Annotated in this window: 15 protein-coding genes; 6 read left to right on the top strand and 9 right to left on the bottom strand. The window is 26.1% G+C overall.

Features of this window, described 5'->3' with window-relative positions; genetic code table 11:
- The first annotated feature begins 50 nt into the window (after positions 1-50).
- The 4 genes from X274_RS09070 to X274_RS09085 all read left to right on the top strand — a co-directional run bounded on the left by X274_RS09070 (position 51) and on the right by X274_RS09085 (position 9,396).
- Positions 51-1,268, top strand: a complete 1,218-nt coding sequence (locus tag X274_RS09070) for a 6-phosphofructokinase (protein WP_047266517.1) — start codon at positions 51-53, stop codon at positions 1,266-1,268.
- A gap of 255 nt (positions 1,269-1,523) precedes the next feature.
- Positions 1,524-3,497: an excinuclease ABC subunit UvrB gene (gene uvrB, locus X274_RS09075; protein ID WP_047266518.1), complete on the top strand. Its 1,974-nt coding sequence runs from the start codon at positions 1,524-1,526 to the stop codon at positions 3,495-3,497.
- 295 nt (positions 3,498-3,792) lie between these two features.
- Positions 3,793-5,049, top strand: a complete 1,257-nt coding sequence (locus X274_RS09080) for a hypothetical protein (protein ID WP_047266519.1) — start codon at positions 3,793-3,795, stop codon at positions 5,047-5,049.
- A gap of 36 nt (positions 5,050-5,085) precedes the next feature.
- Entirely contained in the window at positions 5,086-9,396 is a 4,311-nt protein-coding gene (locus X274_RS09085; RefSeq protein WP_047266520.1) for a hypothetical protein, read from the top strand.
- Positions 9,397-9,532: 136 nt separating this feature from the next.
- Here the strand turns inward: X274_RS09085 and X274_RS09090 are convergent, their stop codons facing one another.
- The 9 genes from X274_RS09090 to X274_RS09130 form a co-directional block, all read right to left on the bottom strand.
- Positions 9,533-9,904, bottom strand: coding sequence for a hypothetical protein (locus tag X274_RS09090; protein WP_047266521.1), 372 nt, complete (start codon positions 9,902-9,904; stop codon positions 9,533-9,535).
- A gap of 80 nt (positions 9,905-9,984) precedes the next feature.
- The gene (locus tag X274_RS09095; RefSeq protein WP_047266522.1) at positions 9,985-10,671 is read right to left on the bottom strand and encodes a 16S rRNA (uracil(1498)-N(3))-methyltransferase; all 687 of its coding nucleotides are present in this window, start codon (positions 10,669-10,671) and stop codon (positions 9,985-9,987) included.
- Positions 10,671-11,945, bottom strand: coding sequence for a serine--tRNA ligase (gene serS / locus X274_RS09100; protein WP_047266523.1), 1,275 nt, complete (start codon positions 11,943-11,945; stop codon positions 10,671-10,673). The genes X274_RS09095 and serS overlap by 1 nt, the downstream gene beginning before the upstream one ends.
- Entirely contained in the window at positions 11,942-12,589 is a 648-nt protein-coding gene (locus X274_RS09105) for an LptA/OstA family protein (RefSeq protein ID WP_047266524.1), read from the bottom strand. Before X274_RS09105 ends, serS begins: the two co-directional genes overlap by 4 nt.
- Before the next feature lie 2 nt (positions 12,590-12,591).
- Complete coding sequence (locus X274_RS09110; protein ID WP_047266525.1) at positions 12,592-13,380, bottom strand: hypothetical protein; 789 nt, start codon at positions 13,378-13,380, stop codon at positions 12,592-12,594.
- Positions 13,373-14,158 (bottom strand): patatin-like phospholipase family protein, encoded by a 786-nt coding sequence (locus X274_RS09115; protein WP_047266526.1) that lies wholly within the window; start codon positions 14,156-14,158, stop codon positions 13,373-13,375. Before X274_RS09115 ends, X274_RS09110 begins: the two co-directional genes overlap by 8 nt.
- Positions 14,158-16,464, bottom strand: coding sequence for a hypothetical protein (locus X274_RS09120; protein WP_047266527.1), 2,307 nt, complete (start codon positions 16,462-16,464; stop codon positions 14,158-14,160). The genes X274_RS09115 and X274_RS09120 overlap by 1 nt, the downstream gene beginning before the upstream one ends.
- 12 nt (positions 16,465-16,476) lie before the next feature.
- A complete protein-coding gene (locus X274_RS09125; protein WP_047266528.1) occupies positions 16,477-18,165 on the bottom strand; it encodes a PEGA domain-containing protein in 1,689 nt (562 codons plus the stop codon).
- The gene (locus tag X274_RS09130) at positions 18,152-18,595 is read right to left on the bottom strand and encodes a MarR family winged helix-turn-helix transcriptional regulator (RefSeq protein WP_047266529.1); all 444 of its coding nucleotides are present in this window, start codon (positions 18,593-18,595) and stop codon (positions 18,152-18,154) included. Before X274_RS09130 ends, X274_RS09125 begins: the two co-directional genes overlap by 14 nt.
- A 51-nt stretch (positions 18,596-18,646) precedes the next feature.
- Here X274_RS09130 and X274_RS09135 point away from each other — a divergent pair, with 51 nt between their 5' ends.
- Together X274_RS09135 and rlmD are read left to right on the top strand one after the other, a co-directional pair.
- Positions 18,647-19,114, top strand: coding sequence for a hypothetical protein (locus tag X274_RS09135; RefSeq protein WP_047266530.1), 468 nt, complete (start codon positions 18,647-18,649; stop codon positions 19,112-19,114).
- Between the two features lie 93 nt (positions 19,115-19,207).
- Complete coding sequence (gene rlmD, locus X274_RS09140) at positions 19,208-20,545, top strand: 23S rRNA (uracil(1939)-C(5))-methyltransferase RlmD (RefSeq protein ID WP_047266531.1); 1,338 nt, start codon at positions 19,208-19,210, stop codon at positions 20,543-20,545.
- Positions 20,546-20,575 lie beyond the last annotated feature (30 nt).

The following is a 20,575-nucleotide window of genomic DNA, read 5'->3' on the forward strand; positions in this document are numbered from 1 at the left end:
TTCTGTAAATTGAATTTACACATTAAATTTTTTACATTGGAGGGACTAACATGAAAAATGCTATATATGCACAATCAGGTGGTGTAACAAGTGTTATAAATGCATCAGCATATGGTGTAATAAAAGCGGCTTTAAATTCTGAAAAAATTGATAATATATATGTTGCCATTAATGGAATTAACGGCGTTTTTGATGAAAAATTAGCTGATATGAGTAAAGAAGATCCTGATCAAATTGAATTATTAAAATTCACACCATCCAGCGCATTTGGTTCTTGTAGAAGGAAATTAAAAACAGAAGAAGAATTTCAAAAAATATTTGAAATATTTGAAAAATATAACATACATTACTTTTTTTACAATGGTGGAAATGATTCAATGGATACAGCTAACAAAATTCACCAATATGCACAAAAAATAAATTATGATTTAAAGGTCATTGGTGTGCCAAAAACAGTGGATAATGACTTACCAGAAACTGACCATACCCCAGGATTTGGGTCTATTGCAAAATATTTATCGGTTTCTATTTTAGAAGGAACATTAGATGTTAAAAGTATGGCAGCAGATTCCACAAAGGTATTTATATTAGAAACAATGGGAAGGCATGCAGGCTGGGTTGCTGCTTCAACTGCATTGGCTAAAAGACATGAAAGTGATGGTCCACATATCATTTTAATACCTGAAGTGCCTTTTCACAAAGAAAAATTCTTTGAAAAAATCCAGAATACAATTAAAAGATACGGATATTGTTCTATAGCTGCATCTGAAGGTATAAAATACGAAGATGGTACATTTGTTGCCGCGAGAGGCTATCAAGATAATTTTGGAAATGTTCAATTAGGTGGAATTGGTTCAACTTTAGCAAATTTAATAAAAACAGAGTTAAATATAAAAACGCATTATGCAGTACCTGATTATTTACAAAGAAGTGGAAGACATATATCAAGTCAGATAGATGTTAATGAGGCTATAGAAGTTGGAACAATGGCTGTAAAATATGCATTAGAAGGATATAGTGGATATATGGTTGGAATAGAAAGAATATATAACAACCCCTATTTAAGCAAAACAAAATTAATATCTTTAGAAAATGTTGCAAATGAAACAAAATTAATTCCAGAAGAATTCATAACCGAAGACGGTATGTTTGTAAATGAAAAATTTATTGAATACGCATTACCTCTAATCGAAGGTGAATATTATCCACCTTATCTAAACGGTATCCCTGTATATGCAAGATTAAAATTAGAATTGGTAAAAAAATAAAATAAATCCCAATTGTTAACACAATTGGGATTTTATAGTATATAGAATAAATGATTTTTATTATTTATCCAATAACCCACTGTAAGAGAGCGATAGCTCAAAAGTTTTTTTTAATTAAAAAAATATTTAAACCAATACCCGCGGTAGCGTGTAAGGACAATCTTCGAGTCTTCGTTGCATTTGAAACTTTTTAGACAACAACCTAATTAAAAAATCTAAGCGTAAATGGTGTATTTTTAAAAGAAGGTGATGTATATGACCAAATTTAAATTAAATTCAAAATATAAACCACAAGGCGATCAGCCAAAAGCTATAAAAAAAATAATAGATGGAATTAATAAAAATTACAGATTTCAAACCCTACTTGGTGTAACCGGCTCTGGAAAAACCTTCACAATGGCCAATGTTATTGAAAAATTAAACAGACCAACACTTATATTATCCCCAAACAAAATACTTGCCGTACAATTATATAGAGAATTTAAAGATTTTTTCCCGGAAAACAAAGTAGAATTTTTTATTAGCTATTATGACTATTATCAACCAGAAGCATATTTACCCGGACGAGATATGTACATTGAAAAAGATGCAACAATAAATGATGTTTTACAAAAAATGAGGCTTTCTACACTAAAATCTATATTAACAAGAAGAGATGTTATAGTTGTTGCAAGTGTTTCAACTATTTACGCCTCAGGTAATCCAGAAGATTTTGCAAATATAAATTTAAAACTACAGGTTGGAAAAGAATATAAAAGAAGATTCATTTTAGAATCACTGGCAAAAATGTTATATACTCGTTCTGAAGATAAGCATACCGGTGGGAATTTTAGATTTAAAGGAGATATTCTTGAAATCTACCCTCCATATGAAGATTTTGGAATTAGAATAGAATTTTTTGATGATGAAATTGAAAAAATTTATTCTTTTGATATATTAAATAGAACAAAAATAGAATTTTTTGATAAAATTACCATTTATCCTGCCAGTGAATTTGTCACAACAGAAGAAAAAATACAAAGGGCAATCGACTCCATAAAAAAAGAATTAGAAATAAGAATAAATGAATTTCAAAAAATAGGGAAATTACTTGAAGCCCAAAGAATAAAACAACGTACCTTAATGGATATGGAATTACTTGAAACACTTGGTCATTGTAAAGGTATTGAAAATTATTCCAGACACTTTGATAATAGAAATCCAGGAGATCCGCCATGGACATTACTCGATTATTTTGACAAAGATTTTATAACCTTTATTGACGAATCTCATATAGCAATACCTCAATTAAGAGCTATGTGGGCTGGAGATCATTCAAGAAAAAGAAACTTAATTGAATACGGTTTCAGATTACCTTCTGCATATGATAATAGACCTTTAAAATTTGAAGAATTTTTATCAAAAATAGGTCAAACGATTTTCGTTTCTGCAACTCCAGGTCCATTTGAATTTGAACATTCTAACCAAATTGTTGAACAAATAATAAGACCAACTGGACTAATAGATCCAGAAGTACTTGTTAAACCTACTATAGGGCAGGTTGATGATTTTATAGATGAATTACAAAAAGTTATTAAAAGAAACGAAAGAGCAATAGCCGTTGTCTTAACAAAAAAAGATGCAGAAATGCTTGCGGATCATCTAAATCTAATTGGAATAAAAGCAACTTATTTACATTCTGAATTGGATGCTATGGAAAGATCTGAAGTAGTAAGAAAACTAAGAAGTGGAGATGTAGATGTTGTTATTGGAGTTAATTTATTAAGAGAAGGTCTTGACCTACCGGAAGTTTCACTAGTTGCTATAATGGATTCTGATAGAGAAGGATTTTTAAGATCAGAAACTACATTAATCCAGACAATAGGCCGTGCTGCAAGAAATATAAATGGAAAAGTTATATTGTATGCAGATAAAATTACAGAAGCAATGCAAAACGCTATTTACGAAACAAATAGAAGAAGAAAATTGCAAATGGATTATAATGAAAGAAATAATATAAAACCAAAAAGTATAATAAAAGAACTACCTAAAAATATATTTGAACAATTTATGGAAAAAGTTGAAAAACCAGAATTTATATTTGAAGTTGCTGAAAATACAACACCAGAAGAATATATACAACTACTTGAATTAGAAATGTTTAAAGCCGCATCAGAACTAAGATATGAAGATGCAGCAAAATACAGAGATGAAATCAAAAAAGTAAAAAAGAAATATAGATTAAAATAACATTAATCAAAGAACTGCTGAAAAGCAGTTCTTTTTTTATAAAAAAGTGTTGACAAAACATTAATAGAAATGATATAATAAACCTTGAAAAAATATAAGTTAATTTTTTGTAAAATAAAATCATAATTTAAAATAAAGAATTATTCTCTAAAATTCTAACGTAATTAGAATATCAAAGATATAAGAATCAGGTTAATTTTTTAGTTAATAATTCTGAGAAGGTGATAATTATGAAATAGTATTTGGTTGATAATTAATTATATATTATTCAAAGCGATATTTAGGTGGTGATTAAATGAAATTATATTACATTATTTTCATAATTATTATTATATTATTTATATCGTGCGAAAGAATAAACTATATGCCAACAATTCCAGAAAATATTTATCCACCAGATAAATCTGAAAATATCGAAATAAATCCTATTTTAAAATGGAATAGTTATGATCAAAATGGAGATATATTATATTATACTTTATATTTTGGTGAAGACGATTCTAAATTAGAAAAATTAACAACAAATTCAACAAGCACTCAATATATATTACAAAATCTAAAATTTAATACCAGATATTATTGGAAAGTTGAAGTAACAGATAACAAAAATACTGGCTCTGTAATAAGTCCTGTCTGGTCATTTATTACTAAAAAAAATACTCCTCCAGTCTGGCAACCTATCGAAACCCAAACTGCTACAGTTAATCATTTATTTGAAATTAATTTAAATAATTATGTTTCCGATCCAGATAATAATAACATTACAATATCAAAATTATCAAACTTTGGTAAAGTGGAAAATGGTATTTTTTCCTGGTTGCCAGATTCAGAAGGTACTTTTTCTGCTAAATTTATCGCTTATGATTCTTTTGGTGCTACTTCCAGTATTTCTTTTGACATCATTGTTAATGCAAAGCCAAACAATCCACCTTTAATAAAGATTAATGGAGTGCAGGATAATGCTATTATGCCATTCAATTTTGAAATTTCATGGGAGATATCCGATCCGGATAATGACAATATAATATCTACTAAAATCTTTTTAAATGAGGAACTAATAATGGATTCAATTACAGATACAAATACAAACTTAAAAAATTTAGAAAGAAATAAAGACTATACATTAAAGATTATAGCAAAAGATGAAAAAAACAATGAAGCTCAGAAAATTATTAATTTTAAAACGGTAGATAAAGCTATGGTTGGAATGAGGGTTGAAAATAATAAATTGATTTTATATAGCCGTGATACTGAAAATATTGTTGGTATGACAATAGAAATAAAATACGACTATTACATTGAAATCGGGAATATCTCTTTTATAAATGATGCAAAAAATCCAGATCTTATCTATGGTCCTGAAGAAAATTCGAAAATAATTACTATAGATTTTGGTTTCCTTGAAACAAGAAGTATTAAAGGTGATTTTCTTGAGATAAAGCTAAACAATTATCAATCAAATACAAAAATAACATTTAAAGATATTACAGTTTTACTATCTCCAAGCGAAGAACTTACTACAGATTTCAGTTCCTGGATAATATTGAAATAGTTTTATTAAAAAATTTATTTAAAAGGGGGATTTGGAATGAAAAAAAATGTATATCTGGCAGTGCTTATACTTGTATTATCATTGTTATTAACATCATGTATAACAGAATCAAAAAACAAAATTCAAAATACTCAACAAATATTTAACAACAATTATATTCTACAAAAAGTTGAGAACAATATTTCATTATTCTCTTTGAAAAATGATCTATATGCACTGGAAATTACTTTTAAAGGAAAAATCGATAAAGATAAATTTACTTTTAATGATGTTCCTTTTAAAATCATTGATTATGTTAATGGTAATACTGTAGTTTCTATTTCTTTTGGAAAACTTCAAAAAAAAGATTGGAACTTTTTAAAGGTTTCTGGTGATCATCCTATTTTGAGGGTTGAAGGAGTTAAGTCTTTAGACAATATGGCCATTAAAAACACATCGGAAGCTACTCCTATGCTTCTTGGTGATTTCAATCATGATAGTTATGTAGATCTATTTGATTTTGCTTATTTCAAGGAACATTACAGAACTACAGCTAGTCATCCAAATTACGATGAATTATATGATATATATCCTTCATCAAAGGGTACTGATATATTCGCAAATATTTATAGTTTAAAAAATTCAGATGGTGTTATTAATTTATATGATTTTGCAATTTTCGCTGTTAATTACAGAAAAGCAGCAAACAGACCTCCAAAAATTAAAATAGTTTCACCATTAGAAAATTCGAAAGTACATGGGGGTATATATAAAATTAAAATAAAAAATATGGATCCTGACTTAAATAATATAATATATGATATTTATTTAAATGATGAAAAATTTTTCAAAAATGTTACAACTCTAGAAAAAGATATTATGCTTGACTATCCACTAGATTATACAATGACAATAATAGCAACAGATATTGTTAACAGTAATTCCAAGTCGCTTTCTACAACAACAAATGTTAAATTTAAAACAATAAATACACCTCCAGATATAATATTCGAAAATTTAAAAGATGTAATGCCTTACAACTTTAAATTAAAAGTATATGCAAATGATTATGAGGAAGGCATTATAAATAACATTGATATTATTTTAAATGATAAAAAGATAGAAAAAGATTCAGATAATAATTTTATAATAAAAAATCTTGATAGAAATATTGAATATACTATAACCGCAATAGCTACAGATAGCAAAAATATGACATCGACTAAAGTTGCTACATTTACTACAGTAGATTTACCATATATATACCTTGAATATAATAAAGACGAAAATATGTTGTATATAAAAGGAAGAGATCTAAATAAAATAAAAGTTATGACGATAACTTTATTACAAAATGATGATATAAAATTTTATAATGCCGTTGGAGAAAATGGGTTCACTATTGCATATTCAGAATACAATAATAATAATGAGTTTGAATTTGATGTTGCAAATTTAAATTCATCTGACGATGGAACAATTGCAAAAATCAACGTTATTGAATTAAGAAATAATACTTCAGTATTCATAAAAAGAGTAAAAGCTCTAAATAATAATATGGAAGTTATGGCTATTGATTACTCATCCTGGGTTGATATTATTGATGATGTTATTGAAAATCCAATTGAATATTATGACATGTGGTTACATGCTAATTCGCATATAGATTTAAACTCCAATCTTTATTATTATTTTGGAGTATCTGTCGGAATAAAAGAAAATTATAATGTACTTTCTATTAATATTATAAAAGATGGAAATATTTTATTTTCCTTAGACAAAAAAGAGAATAATAAGTTTGAAGCTTTTTATTCATTACCTGTTGAAAATATTAATGATTTTTTACATAAAGATTATATCATTGAGATCAATCTGGAAAATGGGAAAACATATAGGAGAACGAAACATATAGATTCATATCCTCCACCCTTACATATTATTACGGATATTGACAATCAAGTTGTTCCTGAAAATGAAAATATTATATTAGAATTTGAACCTACAGATCCAGATTATATCTATAATAATACTCATTTTGAAATATTTGATGAAAACAGAAATAATTTAATTCTTTCTTCTCATTTTGATGTAAAAGACGGTTATTTATCAATTCCATATGAAAATTTTGAATATGGTAAAAAATATTTATGTGAAATATGGTTAATGACGAAGAATAATGAAGCATATAGGGTTTTTTTCACTTTTTACTACGGAAAAAAGCCGATAATAAAAAACACATGGGGAGAAATAAACACTGAGGAATTCCCAGAAAGAAGTATTATTAATATTTTTGGAGGTATTGAAGTTTCAGATTATTCAAATATTGAAAAAATAGTTCTTTCTAATGATAGTATTGAAAATATAGGAGAATTCATACAAAATACTGATAATCTTTTCAAATTTGAATTTGAATATGATATTACCAATAAAGATTTATCTTTATATGAAAATCAAAATTATTATGTTACTGCATATTTAACAGATGGCTCTTCAGAAACAGTAAACGGTTATATAGGTTATATTTATAAATTAAGCGATCTTGATAAGATTAATATTACTTCACCACAAAAAAATTATACTATTTCAGATGGATCTGATATTATTGTTTCGTGGAATACTGGTAATTTAGACTATTCGAAGGTTGATATTCATCTTTGGGATTCAACTAATAATGATTATAGATGGATTTCATCATTTCATATAGATAATAATTCAATAAAAAATTATACTATACCATCATCATATTTTGAAAATGGACATAAGTATGATGTTATTCTTCTATTCTGGAGCAATCAAGATTCACCTGTTAGAATTACTAAAAGAACCTCATTTTATTATGGTTTTGGGCCTGTAATTAATTCTTTGAATTTTTCATCCAATACTGAACTTCTCGATAGTGAAAATTCTACAAAGTTAAGCATTGAAATAAATGGAAGGTTAGAAATAAATGATAACATTAATATCAAAAAAATAGTTGTATCAAATGATTTTATAGGAGATATTGGAGAATTCTTGAATGACTATAACAATGTATATAATTTTTACTTAAATCTATTAAATAAAGATTTATCAAAATACGAAGATCAAAATTATTATATAAAGGTTTACGATTCTAATAATCAAATAATCGAGATAAAAGAAATTTATATAGGACATATATATACATCTAAAGATATTGAAAATATGGTTTCATACTCTGTCGATGGAAATATAATTCCAGAAAATACTGATTTAACAATAAACTTTACATTTAATGAAAATAAAGAATGGTTTTATGTTGATTTATACAATAACAACAATAACAATATAAAATCAGGAAATAATAACCCTTTCATTATTTCACATTCTGATTTAATTCCTGGTAATCAATATCTATTGCACATAGATATTACATCTTCTGATAATAATTATTTAAATATTAAAAAAACATATTATTATATTTCAAACACCTATTTAAAGGATGGTTTTGATAAAAATTCTATATTAACTTTCGAAACATATAATGAAATTGAACAAGCGTTATGGACTGAAAAAAGCTTATATAAACTAAATTTAAGGATCCCCTTTAATGAAAAAATTATTAATGTTGATGATATTTCTCAGATTATTTTATCCAAAAATGGTATAGACCTTCCATTAATTTTAGAAAAAGACGCTACAGAAAACACTTATTATGGTTACATAAAATTTGAAAATTTCCCACAAGACTATGTGGATTCTCAATACAATTTAAAAATTTTCACCAAAAAATCTACAATAGAGGAAAGCTTTTACATTGGCAATATATATGATGAAAGCAACCTGAATAATATTGAATTTACTTCTCCTAAAAGTCATGACATAATATCAAATAATAATCCTATAAATGTTTCCTGGGTAACATCAAATATTTCATATGATAAAGTCATTTTGATTTTATCTTCTATAGATGCACCAAATATTAAAAAAATTTATTATCCTAAAACAGATCAATTTACAATACCTGCTTCTGATATTACTCCAAATCACGAGTATTTTATTACTTTAATACTTGAAAATGAAAATTCACATACTTCAATATCAAAGAACATAGTAATTCATTATGGTTCTTATTCACTATATAGTATAACCTGGGTTAAAAATGTTTCAAATGTTTTCTTCCCAAATATAACAATAAGTGATTATACATTTTCTTTTAGACCTAAAACAATAACAAAATTCTTTGGTAATTTAAAATATTTATTTTTTCAAAGTAAGATTATGATCAATCCTCAATATTTTATTTTTGATACATCATATGATTATATATTAATTAATGATTCAAGTGATTCAAATGAGATCGCATATAAAACTGAACATAAAATACCATATGAAATAATTAATTATTAATATATTGAAAATTTTTATAAATTATATATAATATATTAAGAAAAATTATTTTTCTTCAAAGAAATTGTTTTACATTTTACAACTTTTTATATTTAATATAAAAAACACGGCCTGCGCCGTGTTTTCTATTATTTATTTAATAATTTTTGGAACTATTTGATAGCCTAAATGTACCTGTTCTATCATTATCATTAATTATATGAAGATATCTATCTTTAGCTTCTTTAGCTTTTTTTCTTAATATTGATGGTAAATCGGACGTCTCAAATTCATCTTTTAAAAGTTGCATTAACGGCTCTTCAAAAGAATAACCCTCTTCTGTTTCTTCATCAAATACAATATAATTTAAATGTTCATCTTTAATTCTGTCGGGAAATGTCTTTTTCAAAAAATTCAATGTATATTTTGTAAATACGTCAACAACATCCTGAGGCCTTTTGGCATGATTCAACATGTCATGATATTCTTTTTTAGTTTCCTCATAATACTTTACATAAGATTTCATCATACTTTCCCCCTCCTATCTATGAGTCTGTTATTTTTGACTCTAAATATGCGGGAAAAGTTCTTAATAAAAAGATTTTAATTTCAATATAATCTATCAAAAAAATAATTCAGTATACTCATAGTATAAATTCCTGCTGTTTCAAATCTCATAATTGTATCTCCAAGGTTGACTCTATTTTCAGGTAATTTTAAAATTTCTTCTTCTGTAAATCCCATATCAGGACCTAAAATTATAGAAATTTTTTCTACTTTAGACATATGATTTAATTCATCTTTTAATGATTTTGTTGAAGTTAAATCCAACATTATTGGATTTTTTATTGTTTGAATATTTTTCAAATCGAAAAATTTAACTTCTGGAAAAACAGGATTTTCTGATTGTTTAGAACTTTCTATAATAGTTTTTTTGAATTTTTCAATAGTCTTAAATTTTAACTGTGACTTTTTACTGTGAAATATATAAATATTGTTTACTCTTAATTCAACTAATTTTTCTATTAAGATTTTCATTCTATCAAATTTACTTGCTCCTATATAAAAGTCTATCTCTGGTGTTAGATTTTTAATATAAGTTTCTTTTGTTTTTATCTGACAAATAGTCTCATTTTTCTTAATTTTTTCTATTATGCAATAATATATATTCCCTTTACCATCAAAAACCTTTATTTCATCATTTTCTTTTAATCTTACGATTTTTAAATGTGATGTTTCACCTTTATCAAGAATTACCTTATTTTCATTAAATATGCCATAAAAAGCATTAGGCATTAGCCTATTACCTCCACTCCCATATATGGAACAAGTACTCTTGGAACTTTTATTTTTCCATCAGGTAATTGATAATTTTCCATTATTGCTACAACAGTTCTTCCAATTGCAAGTCCTGAACCATTTAATGTGTGAACATATTCCATTTTATTATTTCTTGTTCTATATTTTGTATTACCCCTTCTTGCCTGAAAATCCTTAACATTACTACATGAAGATATTTCTTTGTATGCATTATAACTTGGTATCCATACTTCAAGGTCATATGTTTTTGCTGCAGCAAACCCCAAATCTCCACTACACAGAGTTATTACTCTATATGGCAATTCTAAAAGTTGTAAAATTCTTTCTGCATGAGAAGTCAACTCTTCCAAAGCTCGTTCAGAATCTTCTGGTGTGGTATACCAGAACAATTCTACTTTATCAAATTGATGTTGCCTTATCATACCCCTTACATCTTTCCCATAACTTCCTGCCTCTCTTCTATAACATGGCGTATAAGCAACATATTTTAATGGTAAATCTTTAAAACTCAAGGTTTCATTTTGATGCATTCCAGCAAGAGCAACTTCTGAGGTAGGAATTAAAAACAAATCATCATTCTTTGTATTATAAGCTTCTTCTTCAAATTTTGGTAATTGCCCAGTTCCCAACATAGTTTCTCTTTTTACCAGATGAGGAGGTAAAACTTCCATATACCCGTGTTCTTTAGTGTGAACATCAAGCATAAAATTTATTAATGACCTTTCAAGTCTTGCTAATTGTGATTTTAATATTGAAAACCTTGATCCACTTATTTTAGAAGCTCTTTCAAAATCCAGCATTCCTAATTCAGGACCTAAATCCCAGTGTGCTTTAGGTTTAAAATCGAATTCACGAATCTTGCCCCATTTTCTAATTTCTATATTATCTTCTTCTGACTTCCCAACAGGTACACTTTCATCAGGAATGTTGGGAATATGTAATAATTTTATATGTATTTTATCTTCTATATCTCTCATTTGCATTTCTATTTCTTTTATTTCATTGCCAATTTCTTTTGATTCTTCCTTGATTTTTGTAAATTCTTTTACATCACCAGCGGCTTTTAATTTAGCAACCTGTTTTGAGTATTCATTTCTTTTGGCACGTAATTCATTAACCTCTGTTTGTAATGATCTTTTCACTTCATCTAATTCTTTTATTTGGTTAATTAAATCTGTTTCATGATTTCTCTTTTCTAATGCTTCAATAATAATTTCAGGATTCCTTCTTATCAATTTTATATCTATCATTTATTCTCCTCCTTATCTTCTATTTCAAGAGTTAATTTAACTTTATTAGCAGAAATTTCATTTTTATCCGTTTTGAATGTTGCCTTTGTTGTTTCCATGTCGATCTTTTTCTTCGGATTTGTTATTTTTACATTATTATTTAATACCAAAATTTTTGTATTCTCATCATATTCGAAAGATCTGGAAAAAATTAAATAATCATCTTTTATAATTTTTACAAGTTCTTTTTCTGAATTCATTTTTCCAGAATATGTTTTATTTTTATTGTCAAAATTAATTTCATCACAATATATATATATTTTCTTATCATTGTTTTCTAATATAATAACAGTTTCAACATTCCCTTCTAATAAACCTGTATCTTTTTTTAAGTCATATTCCAGAGATACTGCTGTTGCTTCCATTGTATCTGTTTTTATTTTAATACCACCTTCAGATGCCAATTTTCTCCATTCATCATTAACAAGTGTAACTGTTGCTAAATCCGTTAATACTTTTAAAGTTCCTTTAATAACCTGAACATTATTTTTCAATACATAAAATTCATCTCCGCCTTTTACAGTATCTGCACTTACATGTATGGTAGAAGAATATGATATTATAACAAAAGATAGAATGAAAATCATTATAAAAACTTTTTTCATTATTATACCTCCAAATTTTTATTTATCCATGTTTGAGCTATTTTTTTGGCATTATTATATGCTGCTCCACTTAAAGAGTGAAAGGATATTTTTAATGGAGTCAAAATATCTTTCTCTTTAGTAATTATATCAAATAATTTCTTTTTTCTCAAAAAAAATGAATAAAGTAATATTTCAGCACCATTTTTAGGATTCGGTAAAACCATCGAACATTCTAAAGATGTTATTATATCTATGTCTGAAATATTTAAAGGACATAATGATATTTCAGATGATGGAATTAATTTCTGTTTATTATATTCATAATATTTTAAAAAGGGTGGAGTTGAAAATGATGCTAATAAAGCATCGACATACAATTCATCTAAATTAAAATTATATATTTCCTTTTTTTCAATATTATAACTTTCAATCTGAAAAAAATCCCCTAATTCACCTATTTTTGTATTTCCAAAATAAGACTTTAATTCCTTTTCTAATTCTTTATGAGATTCAAATTCAAATTGTTTTCTTTTATTTAGTTTCCATAATGCAATCGCCTGATTATATAATTTTTCATATATTTTATCTTTAAAAAAATATCGATTTAATACTTTTGAGTTTTGTATGAATTCAATCATTTTACCAAAAAAATTTTTTCTATATTTTGATATAAAAAATGGCAATAAAGCGCTGACTCCTGTAACTCTCAGAAAAACTGGTATATTCTGATGCAGAAATTGCGATATTATTCCAGAATTCCAATAAATACCATATTTTATATCACCAGCAGCTATTTTTATTCTATTCATGCTTTTCACTTCTTTCAAGTTTTGTTTTTGCTTCAAAATATATTTCTTCATATTTTTCAAATTCATACCATTGATATATTGAATCAAATATATAAATTTCATCTGCCTGTTTTAATTTTTCTTCTGTAATATAGTCTATACTTAAAGAAGAAATATAGTTTATGTATTCCAATCCATCATTAAATTTATCATTTTTTTGTGGAATATGAGAAGCAACTACATATTTAGCTCCTAATTTCCTGCAAAGATTTATAGGAACTTCTTCCAATAAACCGCCATCTAAAAGTGTCATTCCACCCATTAGTTTTGGAGTGAATGCTGCCGGTACATTTGATGAAGCCATAACTGCATCCAAAATATATCCTTCTGTTATTTCTTCGATATTTTCAGAATCTATATCCACAGCTACAACACCAAAGGGTATTTTACAATCTGAAAAACGTTTTTTATAAAATAATGGTTTTAAAAGTTTAAACAATAAATCATTATTTAAAATCCCCTTTGAAGATAATAACTTAGCAAAACCAGTAATCTTATTTTCAAGATTCTTTTTTATATAATTTATTTCTTTTGATGAATGTTTTATAATATAATTAAATTTCTTCATCACCAGTTTACTATTAGGTTCTAATGAATACAATGCCCCTATTATAGAACCTGCACTACACCCGCTTATAGAAACAGGATTATTTTTATATTTCAACTCTAAATGTTCCAATAAAGCTATATGAGCCATCCCTCGAATTCCACCGCTCCCCAGAGCAATTCCGTATTCCATTATAATCCTCCCATTATTACATATACAGCAATTCCGCCAACTATACCTCCAACTAAACCATATAACAAATTGTTCAATATATTTTGATTATTAATTCTACTTTCCAATGATTGTAATCTTGATTCAAGATTATCCGTATTTTCTGAATATTTTTTCATTTCCAGCAACTCTGTAGTAATTTTACTATTTTGAGATTTTAAATTTGTTACTTCTTTTTCCAGATCTATTATTTTCTCATCAAGATAAGATGTATCAGAAACATTTTCAACCTTTTGTTCAACTATATTTAATCGTGTTATTATAGATTCTAATGATTTCATATTCGCTTTTATTAAGTCATCTTTAATTTGCATATATACATAATCTTTAATTTCATCCGATTTACTCATTAAAGATTGAGAAACCATATCGCTGATTATACCTGTTAAAACGTCTTTATTATTAGAAGGTAGACTTTCTAAATTATAAATAGAATTTTCCAGTGATTTTAATCTTCCTTCAAAATTATTTAATTTTAAAGTATTTTTATCAAAGTTATTTTTTAACTCAAATAACACCTTTGTATTATTTATAACATCTTTTTGCAATTTTTCAGTCGGTGGTTGTAATGCCAATTCCTGAACAAGATTGTTGAGTGTTTTGATTTTTTTTGTTAATTCTTCTACAATTTTTAACTCATTATTCAATTTTTGAATTTCAAGAGAATTTTTTGTGCTCAATTGCTCAATATTTGATAATTTTGGTAAAGCGGAATTAACATTTTTTAATAACTCCCCTATATTATTAAGACCACTTTCTTTGACCGCATTTCTAAATGCTTCGAGGTCTTTTTCCATGCCTAAAACCTGTGTTGTAAGATTTGATACAGCATAATCATTGGTATTAATTCTTGATTCAATTTTATCTAATTTAGTGAATAAATTCGATATACTTTCATTTTCTTTATCAAATGCAGCTCCTTCTAATAATCCTATTCTTTGATCGTATTCCTGAAGTTTTTTATTTAAATTTCTGATTTCATCAGCTGCATTTTCTAACTTTTTCATATTATTTATTTTTTCTTCAATCAAAGATAATCTATTCAGCAATTCTTCCGGTATACCTGTTTTGATATTTGTTTTTAAATCACTTATCTCTTTCTGTATATCAAGCACTTTTTTGTCAAGAATATTCACCCTGTTTGACGAATCGGATAAGATTGCAGAATATGAATTTGTTATTTTTTCCAATTCATCAACTTTTATTTTCAGGCTTTCAATATTATCAATTTTATCTTCAATTGTTTGTAACTTTCTTAGTAATAATGGTTCATTTGTTATTGTTGAAGAATCTGTCATTTTAATCCCGGATTCCAGGTAAGATACCCTGTCACTTAATTCATTTATTTGATTTGATAATTCTGGTATTCTTGAGGTTAAATTCATTAATGGCTTCACCTGAAAATCAAATTTTTGTTGAACAACTTCATCTATATATGTATTCGAAGAAGATATTTCATTTTTTAAATTATTTAATTCATTTTTTAATTCCATTATAGTTGCATTTTCACTATCTTTTTTCCATCGCATCTGCGCAGCAACTTCATTTGTTATATATACCTTTAATCCTTCTTTTTCTTTTGTAAATAATTCATCTATATATGACTTATAATTGCTCTGTTCCCTTTTTAGATAATCATCCAGAGTATTTGTCATGTACTCTTTAGTTCTTGAAAATTCTTCCAAAACACCTTCAACTGCTTTTTCAAAATCATTCATTCTATTGCTAAAAATAACAATAGACGCAAGTGTTGTTTCGTATAATTCATTAATCTTTTCAACTGACTTTTTTTCAGCCACCATATATGCATTTTGAGCAATCGCATTAAAAATAGGATTGTTAGAATCTGTTGAATCTATTGTTATAGCCTTTTCTAAATTTTTGATTCTCGTTGAAAAATCATCCAGTAAATTTTTCGTATTTTTATAATCAGCATCAAGTGAAAACATGAAGTTTTCCAATGTATACACTCTTTGAGGTAACTTTTCCATTTCTAATTTTGTTAATGAAGCGTCTAAAGAATCTAATTTCTTTTTATAATTTTCATTTAAATAATCCAGAAAATTAGAACCAAATATAGCTAAATCATATCTTGAAACGGAAATAGCACCATTAAATTTTCCCTGTGTATCCGTTTCCATTATCCCAGCTTTTACTATTTTATAAACATGTGGATATACAGGCGAAGTTGGTTTAACATCGAGAATTTCACCAAATATTGATACAATAAAAATAAATATTGAAATAAAAATCAAAAATTTTTTCATTTTTTTGCCCCCTTAATACCAATTATCCAGGTTAATATATTTTCCTTCATCGGTAATATATATAAATCTTTCTACTATTTTTCTATCGCCTTTATATACGCTAATTTTATGAACCCCATATTCCAACCTTAAATCCAATTCAGAAGCTGTATATTTAATATCATCAACATAAACATCAAATGCTCTTGAATTTACTATTTTTACAGGCACCAGATTTGCTTTAGAAAAGAATATTACTCTATGTTCATAATTATTTATATTTATATCTATATTATACGATTTTCCATCAGGAAACTTAAATACAACATTATGAATACCACTATTTAAAACCTTTCCTAAAACATACCCTCGATTTATGTATTTTCCATCTATATAAATTAATACATAATTAGAAGATGTAAATAAAGAAACTGCCCCTATATTATCTTCTGTAGTTAAAAAAACTGTTTGAGATCTGTTTTTTCTTAATGTTATTGATTTCTTTGAATTTAAATAATAAATATCAAGTTTTTTAGTATTTTGCATTGTATTTATTAAAATAGTTGATGGCGTAAATGCATATTTATCACTTATATAAGCCAGAATTTTTTCCTGAGATAATACTTCAACCGAAGTTGAAAGTAATGGATTTAAAATTAATTCTTTTGGTGAATCTTTATTTATAATATACCTAAAAAAAAGATTTTTATCTGTTTTTGAGACTATTTCCAAAATATGAGGCATTCCGTCCAATTCAAGATATTCAACCGAATCACCAATATATTTTCCATCTAAATAAAACTCTAAACCTTTACTATTCTGTATTTTTACAATTCTTTTGTTTTCATATAATTCAAAGAATAAAGTTTTTTTATTCAATGATTTATCTAAGTTTATTGTTAATTCCTTTGATATGTAACCAATTTTTGATAAAATTATTTTTAGATTACCAGATGGAACAGTAAATGTATTTGGTGTATATCCAACTTTTTCACCATTTATAGTCACCAACGCATTTTGTGGTGATGAATCTATATACAACTGAATTCCTTTTTTTAATTCAAAGTTATAACTCACTGGCTCGTCAGATTTTAAAATAATATTTTTCTTAAAAGGTAGATATCCATCTTTAATCAATTTAATATTATAATTTTTATTTAAAGATAAAATAGTAGAATACGGTGTTTCACCTACAAACTTTTCGTTTATATACAAATTTGAAATTGGTGTTGAATCAAAGGTGACCATACCATTTGGAACCAACTCCACCATTATTTTCTTTGTTTCAAATGGTTTTAATTCAAGATTAATATTTTGGGATTTATAGTTTTCAGCTGAAATTGTTAGAGTTTTTACATTTATAGGAATTTTAAGAACATCACCATTTTTTATTAACACCTTATTTTTATCAAAAGAAATATAAAATGATTCTATATTTGCCCTAAATTCTATTGAAGCCAAAGGAATAAGGTTTGCATTTATTTTTTTATCTGAGTCAATAGAAACTGTAGTTTTATAATCTTTATACCCAAATTTTGATATTATTATATTATATGTTCCCGATTGCAGTGAAACATTCTCAGTATTGCTTTTCATTGTAAGCATATATTGATTATTAATATAAACTAAAGAACCTTTTGGGGCATTTATCGTTAATTGAAAAGAAAAGATCATAGAGGTAAGCATCAAAAATACAAACAAAAAAGTTTTAATCTTTTTCACAGTTCCTCACCTCATTTATAATATTATCCAGATCCTCAAGCTGATTCATTAATTTTTCAGGATTTTCGATTTTAGATAATACTTTATCCATAAACACAACACGGGCTTTTATAACTTCTTCAATAACATTTTTGCCTTTTTCTGTAATTTTAATAGTCGTGACTCTTTTATCCTTTTCATCTTTTGTTTTTTTAAGATACCCTGAATTTTCAAGTCTGTTGATTAAACCTGTAGTCGTACTCTTTGTTATCCCTAAAGCCAGACTTAAATCTGTAACTCTTTTTTCACCTCGAAAGTATAATATTTGCAATAGATCAAATTGTGCAGGAGATATTTCACTATTTTTTATAATTTTTCTTCCTTCAACCTTAATTTTAAAACATATATCTCTTAGAATTTTCTCGAAATTTTCCAATCTTTTTTTATCCATAATGTTCCTCCTATCTAAATTTTATATTTTTTTGAAAGAGAGGTTGTTTTAATGGTAAAAAACATAACATTTTCTGCTATGTTAAGCGTTATAACAGTGTTACTATTTACCTCACAGATGTTTATTCCTGTATTAGGTGTTTTTGTTGCATTTTTCAGCTTAATACCCTTAATTCTGGTATTTGAATTGACAGATATGAAATATTTTATTATATCCACCTTAACTTCAGGCTTTTTAATATTAATATTAAATGATATTTTTGGTCTAATCTTTTTTTCGACCTTTTTATTACCACCAGTATTAAGTATAGTATATAATAAAAAAAATAAAATACCCCACATTATATTTTTTCTCGTACCAGTGGCATCATCCTATTTTATGTATAAATCTTTTTTCAATGTAAAAATTTTCTATTATATGTGGCCTTTAATTGGGGCATCAATATTTTTTGTAGTAAAATTTTATTATATAAAAATAACAGAGTTAATAATGAAAGGTTTAAAAGCAAAAGGTTTTTAGCATTAAAAAATGTATATATATATTTTATCAGAAAAACTCTAAAAAATGAAATATATGTTATAATGAATATATAAATACAAAGAGGTGAACGTTATGGAAACTATAGATGTTGTTATTGAAAAAATAGTTAATGGTGGATATGGTTTTGCAAGATATGATAATAAAATATATATGGTAGAACACGCATATCCAGGAGAATTTGTTAAAATAAAAGTAAAAAACAGAAAAAAAGATGTTTATTTTGCTGAAGTAGTGGAATACATTGAAAAATCACCATATAGAAATAGACAAATTTGCCCTCATTATCAGGAATGTGGAGGATGTCAATTGTTAGACCTTGATTATAATGAACAATTAAAAATAAAAACAAAAATAGTTAAAGAACAAATAAGAAGAATTGGAAAATTAGACGACACTCTAGTATTAAATGCAATAGGTTCAGATGAAATAAATCATTACAGAAGTAAAATGGAATTTGCATTTTCCTATAAAAATGGAGATATAAAAATTGGATTGAAAAAGAGAAACAGTAATGATATTATAGATATAAAAAATTGTTTAATTGCTCCTAAAGAATTTAATAACATTATTTCTGAAACAAAAAAAATATTCAATGCGTTAAACTTAAAAATATATAATCCAAAATTCAGAAAAGGAGAATTTAAACATCTTGTTTTAAGAAAATCATTTTCAAAAAATGAAATTATGTCAATCTTCATTACAAAAACAGAATATATAAATAATTATAAAAATTTCAAAAGATTAATAAAGGAAAAAATTAAAGCAAATTCTATTATCCATGTAATGAATGGTTCTGATTCAATTGTTTTACGAGGGCCTTATAAAACATTAAAAGGGGAAGGTATTATAAAAGAAGAGTTTAATGGATTTGAATATCAAATTCCACCTACCGCTTTCTTCCAGAATAATTATAACATAACAAAAAAGATATTGAATGAATTTGTAGAAATTATAAAAAGAGAGAAAATATCAGGTGTCCTGTTAGATCTTTATTCTGGAGTGGGCTTATTTTCTATATATTTAGCTCCACTTTTTAAACATGTTACAGGCGTAGAAAATAACGGAATTTCTGTAAAAGCGGCTCATTCGAATTCAAATATAAATAATATAAGAAATACCACTTTTATAAAAGCGGATGTTTTAGAATTCATAAAAAATTATGATAAAAAAATAGATCTTTTAATAGTAGATCCTCCAAGAAGTGGACTTGATAAAGAAATTTTAACTAAAATTTTACAATTAAAACCGAAAAATATTTTCTATTTATCCTGTGATCCAACCACATTATCAAGAGATTTATTCAGATTAAAAGAATCTTATAAAATAGAGTTTATAAAGCCTTTTGATATGTTTCCAAATACTTTTCATATTGAAAATTTTGCGTTTTTAAAAGCAAATATAAGCAATTAATTATAATTAAAGTTAAATTTCTACAATTAT

This window comes from Marinitoga sp. 1155 (assembly GCF_001021175.1).
In the GTDB taxonomy this organism is placed as follows: domain Bacteria; phylum Thermotogota; class Thermotogae; order Petrotogales; family Petrotogaceae; genus Marinitoga.

Excerpts from the sequence above, each read along its gene's own strand:
- X274_RS09070 (WP_047266517.1), top strand. The coding sequence starts at position 51 with ATGAAAAATGCTATATATGCACAATCAGGTGGTGTAACAAGTGTTATA.
- X274_RS09095 (WP_047266522.1), bottom strand. The coding sequence starts at position 10,671 with ATGCCTAATGCTTTTTATGGCATATTTAATGAAAATAAGGTAATTCTT.
- uvrB (WP_047266518.1), top strand. The coding sequence starts at position 1,524 with ATGACCAAATTTAAATTAAATTCAAAATATAAACCACAAGGCGATCAG.
- X274_RS09105 (WP_047266524.1), bottom strand. The coding sequence starts at position 12,589 with ATGAAAAAAGTTTTTATAATGATTTTCATTCTATCTTTTGTTATAATA.
- X274_RS09110 (WP_047266525.1), bottom strand. The coding sequence starts at position 13,380 with ATGAATAGAATAAAAATAGCTGCTGGTGATATAAAATATGGTATTTAT.
- X274_RS09120 (WP_047266527.1), bottom strand. The coding sequence starts at position 16,464 with ATGAAAAAATTTTTGATTTTTATTTCAATATTTATTTTTATTGTATCA.
- X274_RS09135 (WP_047266530.1), top strand. The coding sequence starts at position 18,647 with ATGGTAAAAAACATAACATTTTCTGCTATGTTAAGCGTTATAACAGTG.
- X274_RS09115 (WP_047266526.1), bottom strand. The coding sequence starts at position 14,158 with ATGGAATACGGAATTGCTCTGGGGAGCGGTGGAATTCGAGGGATGGCT.
- rlmD (WP_047266531.1), top strand. The coding sequence starts at position 19,208 with ATGGAAACTATAGATGTTGTTATTGAAAAAATAGTTAATGGTGGATAT.
- X274_RS09090 (WP_047266521.1), bottom strand. The coding sequence starts at position 9,904 with ATGATGAAATCTTATGTAAAGTATTATGAGGAAACTAAAAAAGAATAT.
- X274_RS09085 (WP_047266520.1), top strand. The coding sequence starts at position 5,086 with ATGAAAAAAAATGTATATCTGGCAGTGCTTATACTTGTATTATCATTG.
- serS (WP_047266523.1), bottom strand. The coding sequence starts at position 11,945 with ATGATAGATATAAAATTGATAAGAAGGAATCCTGAAATTATTATTGAA.
- X274_RS09080 (WP_047266519.1), top strand. The coding sequence starts at position 3,793 with ATGAAATTATATTACATTATTTTCATAATTATTATTATATTATTTATA.
- X274_RS09130 (WP_047266529.1), bottom strand. The coding sequence starts at position 18,595 with ATGGATAAAAAAAGATTGGAAAATTTCGAGAAAATTCTAAGAGATATA.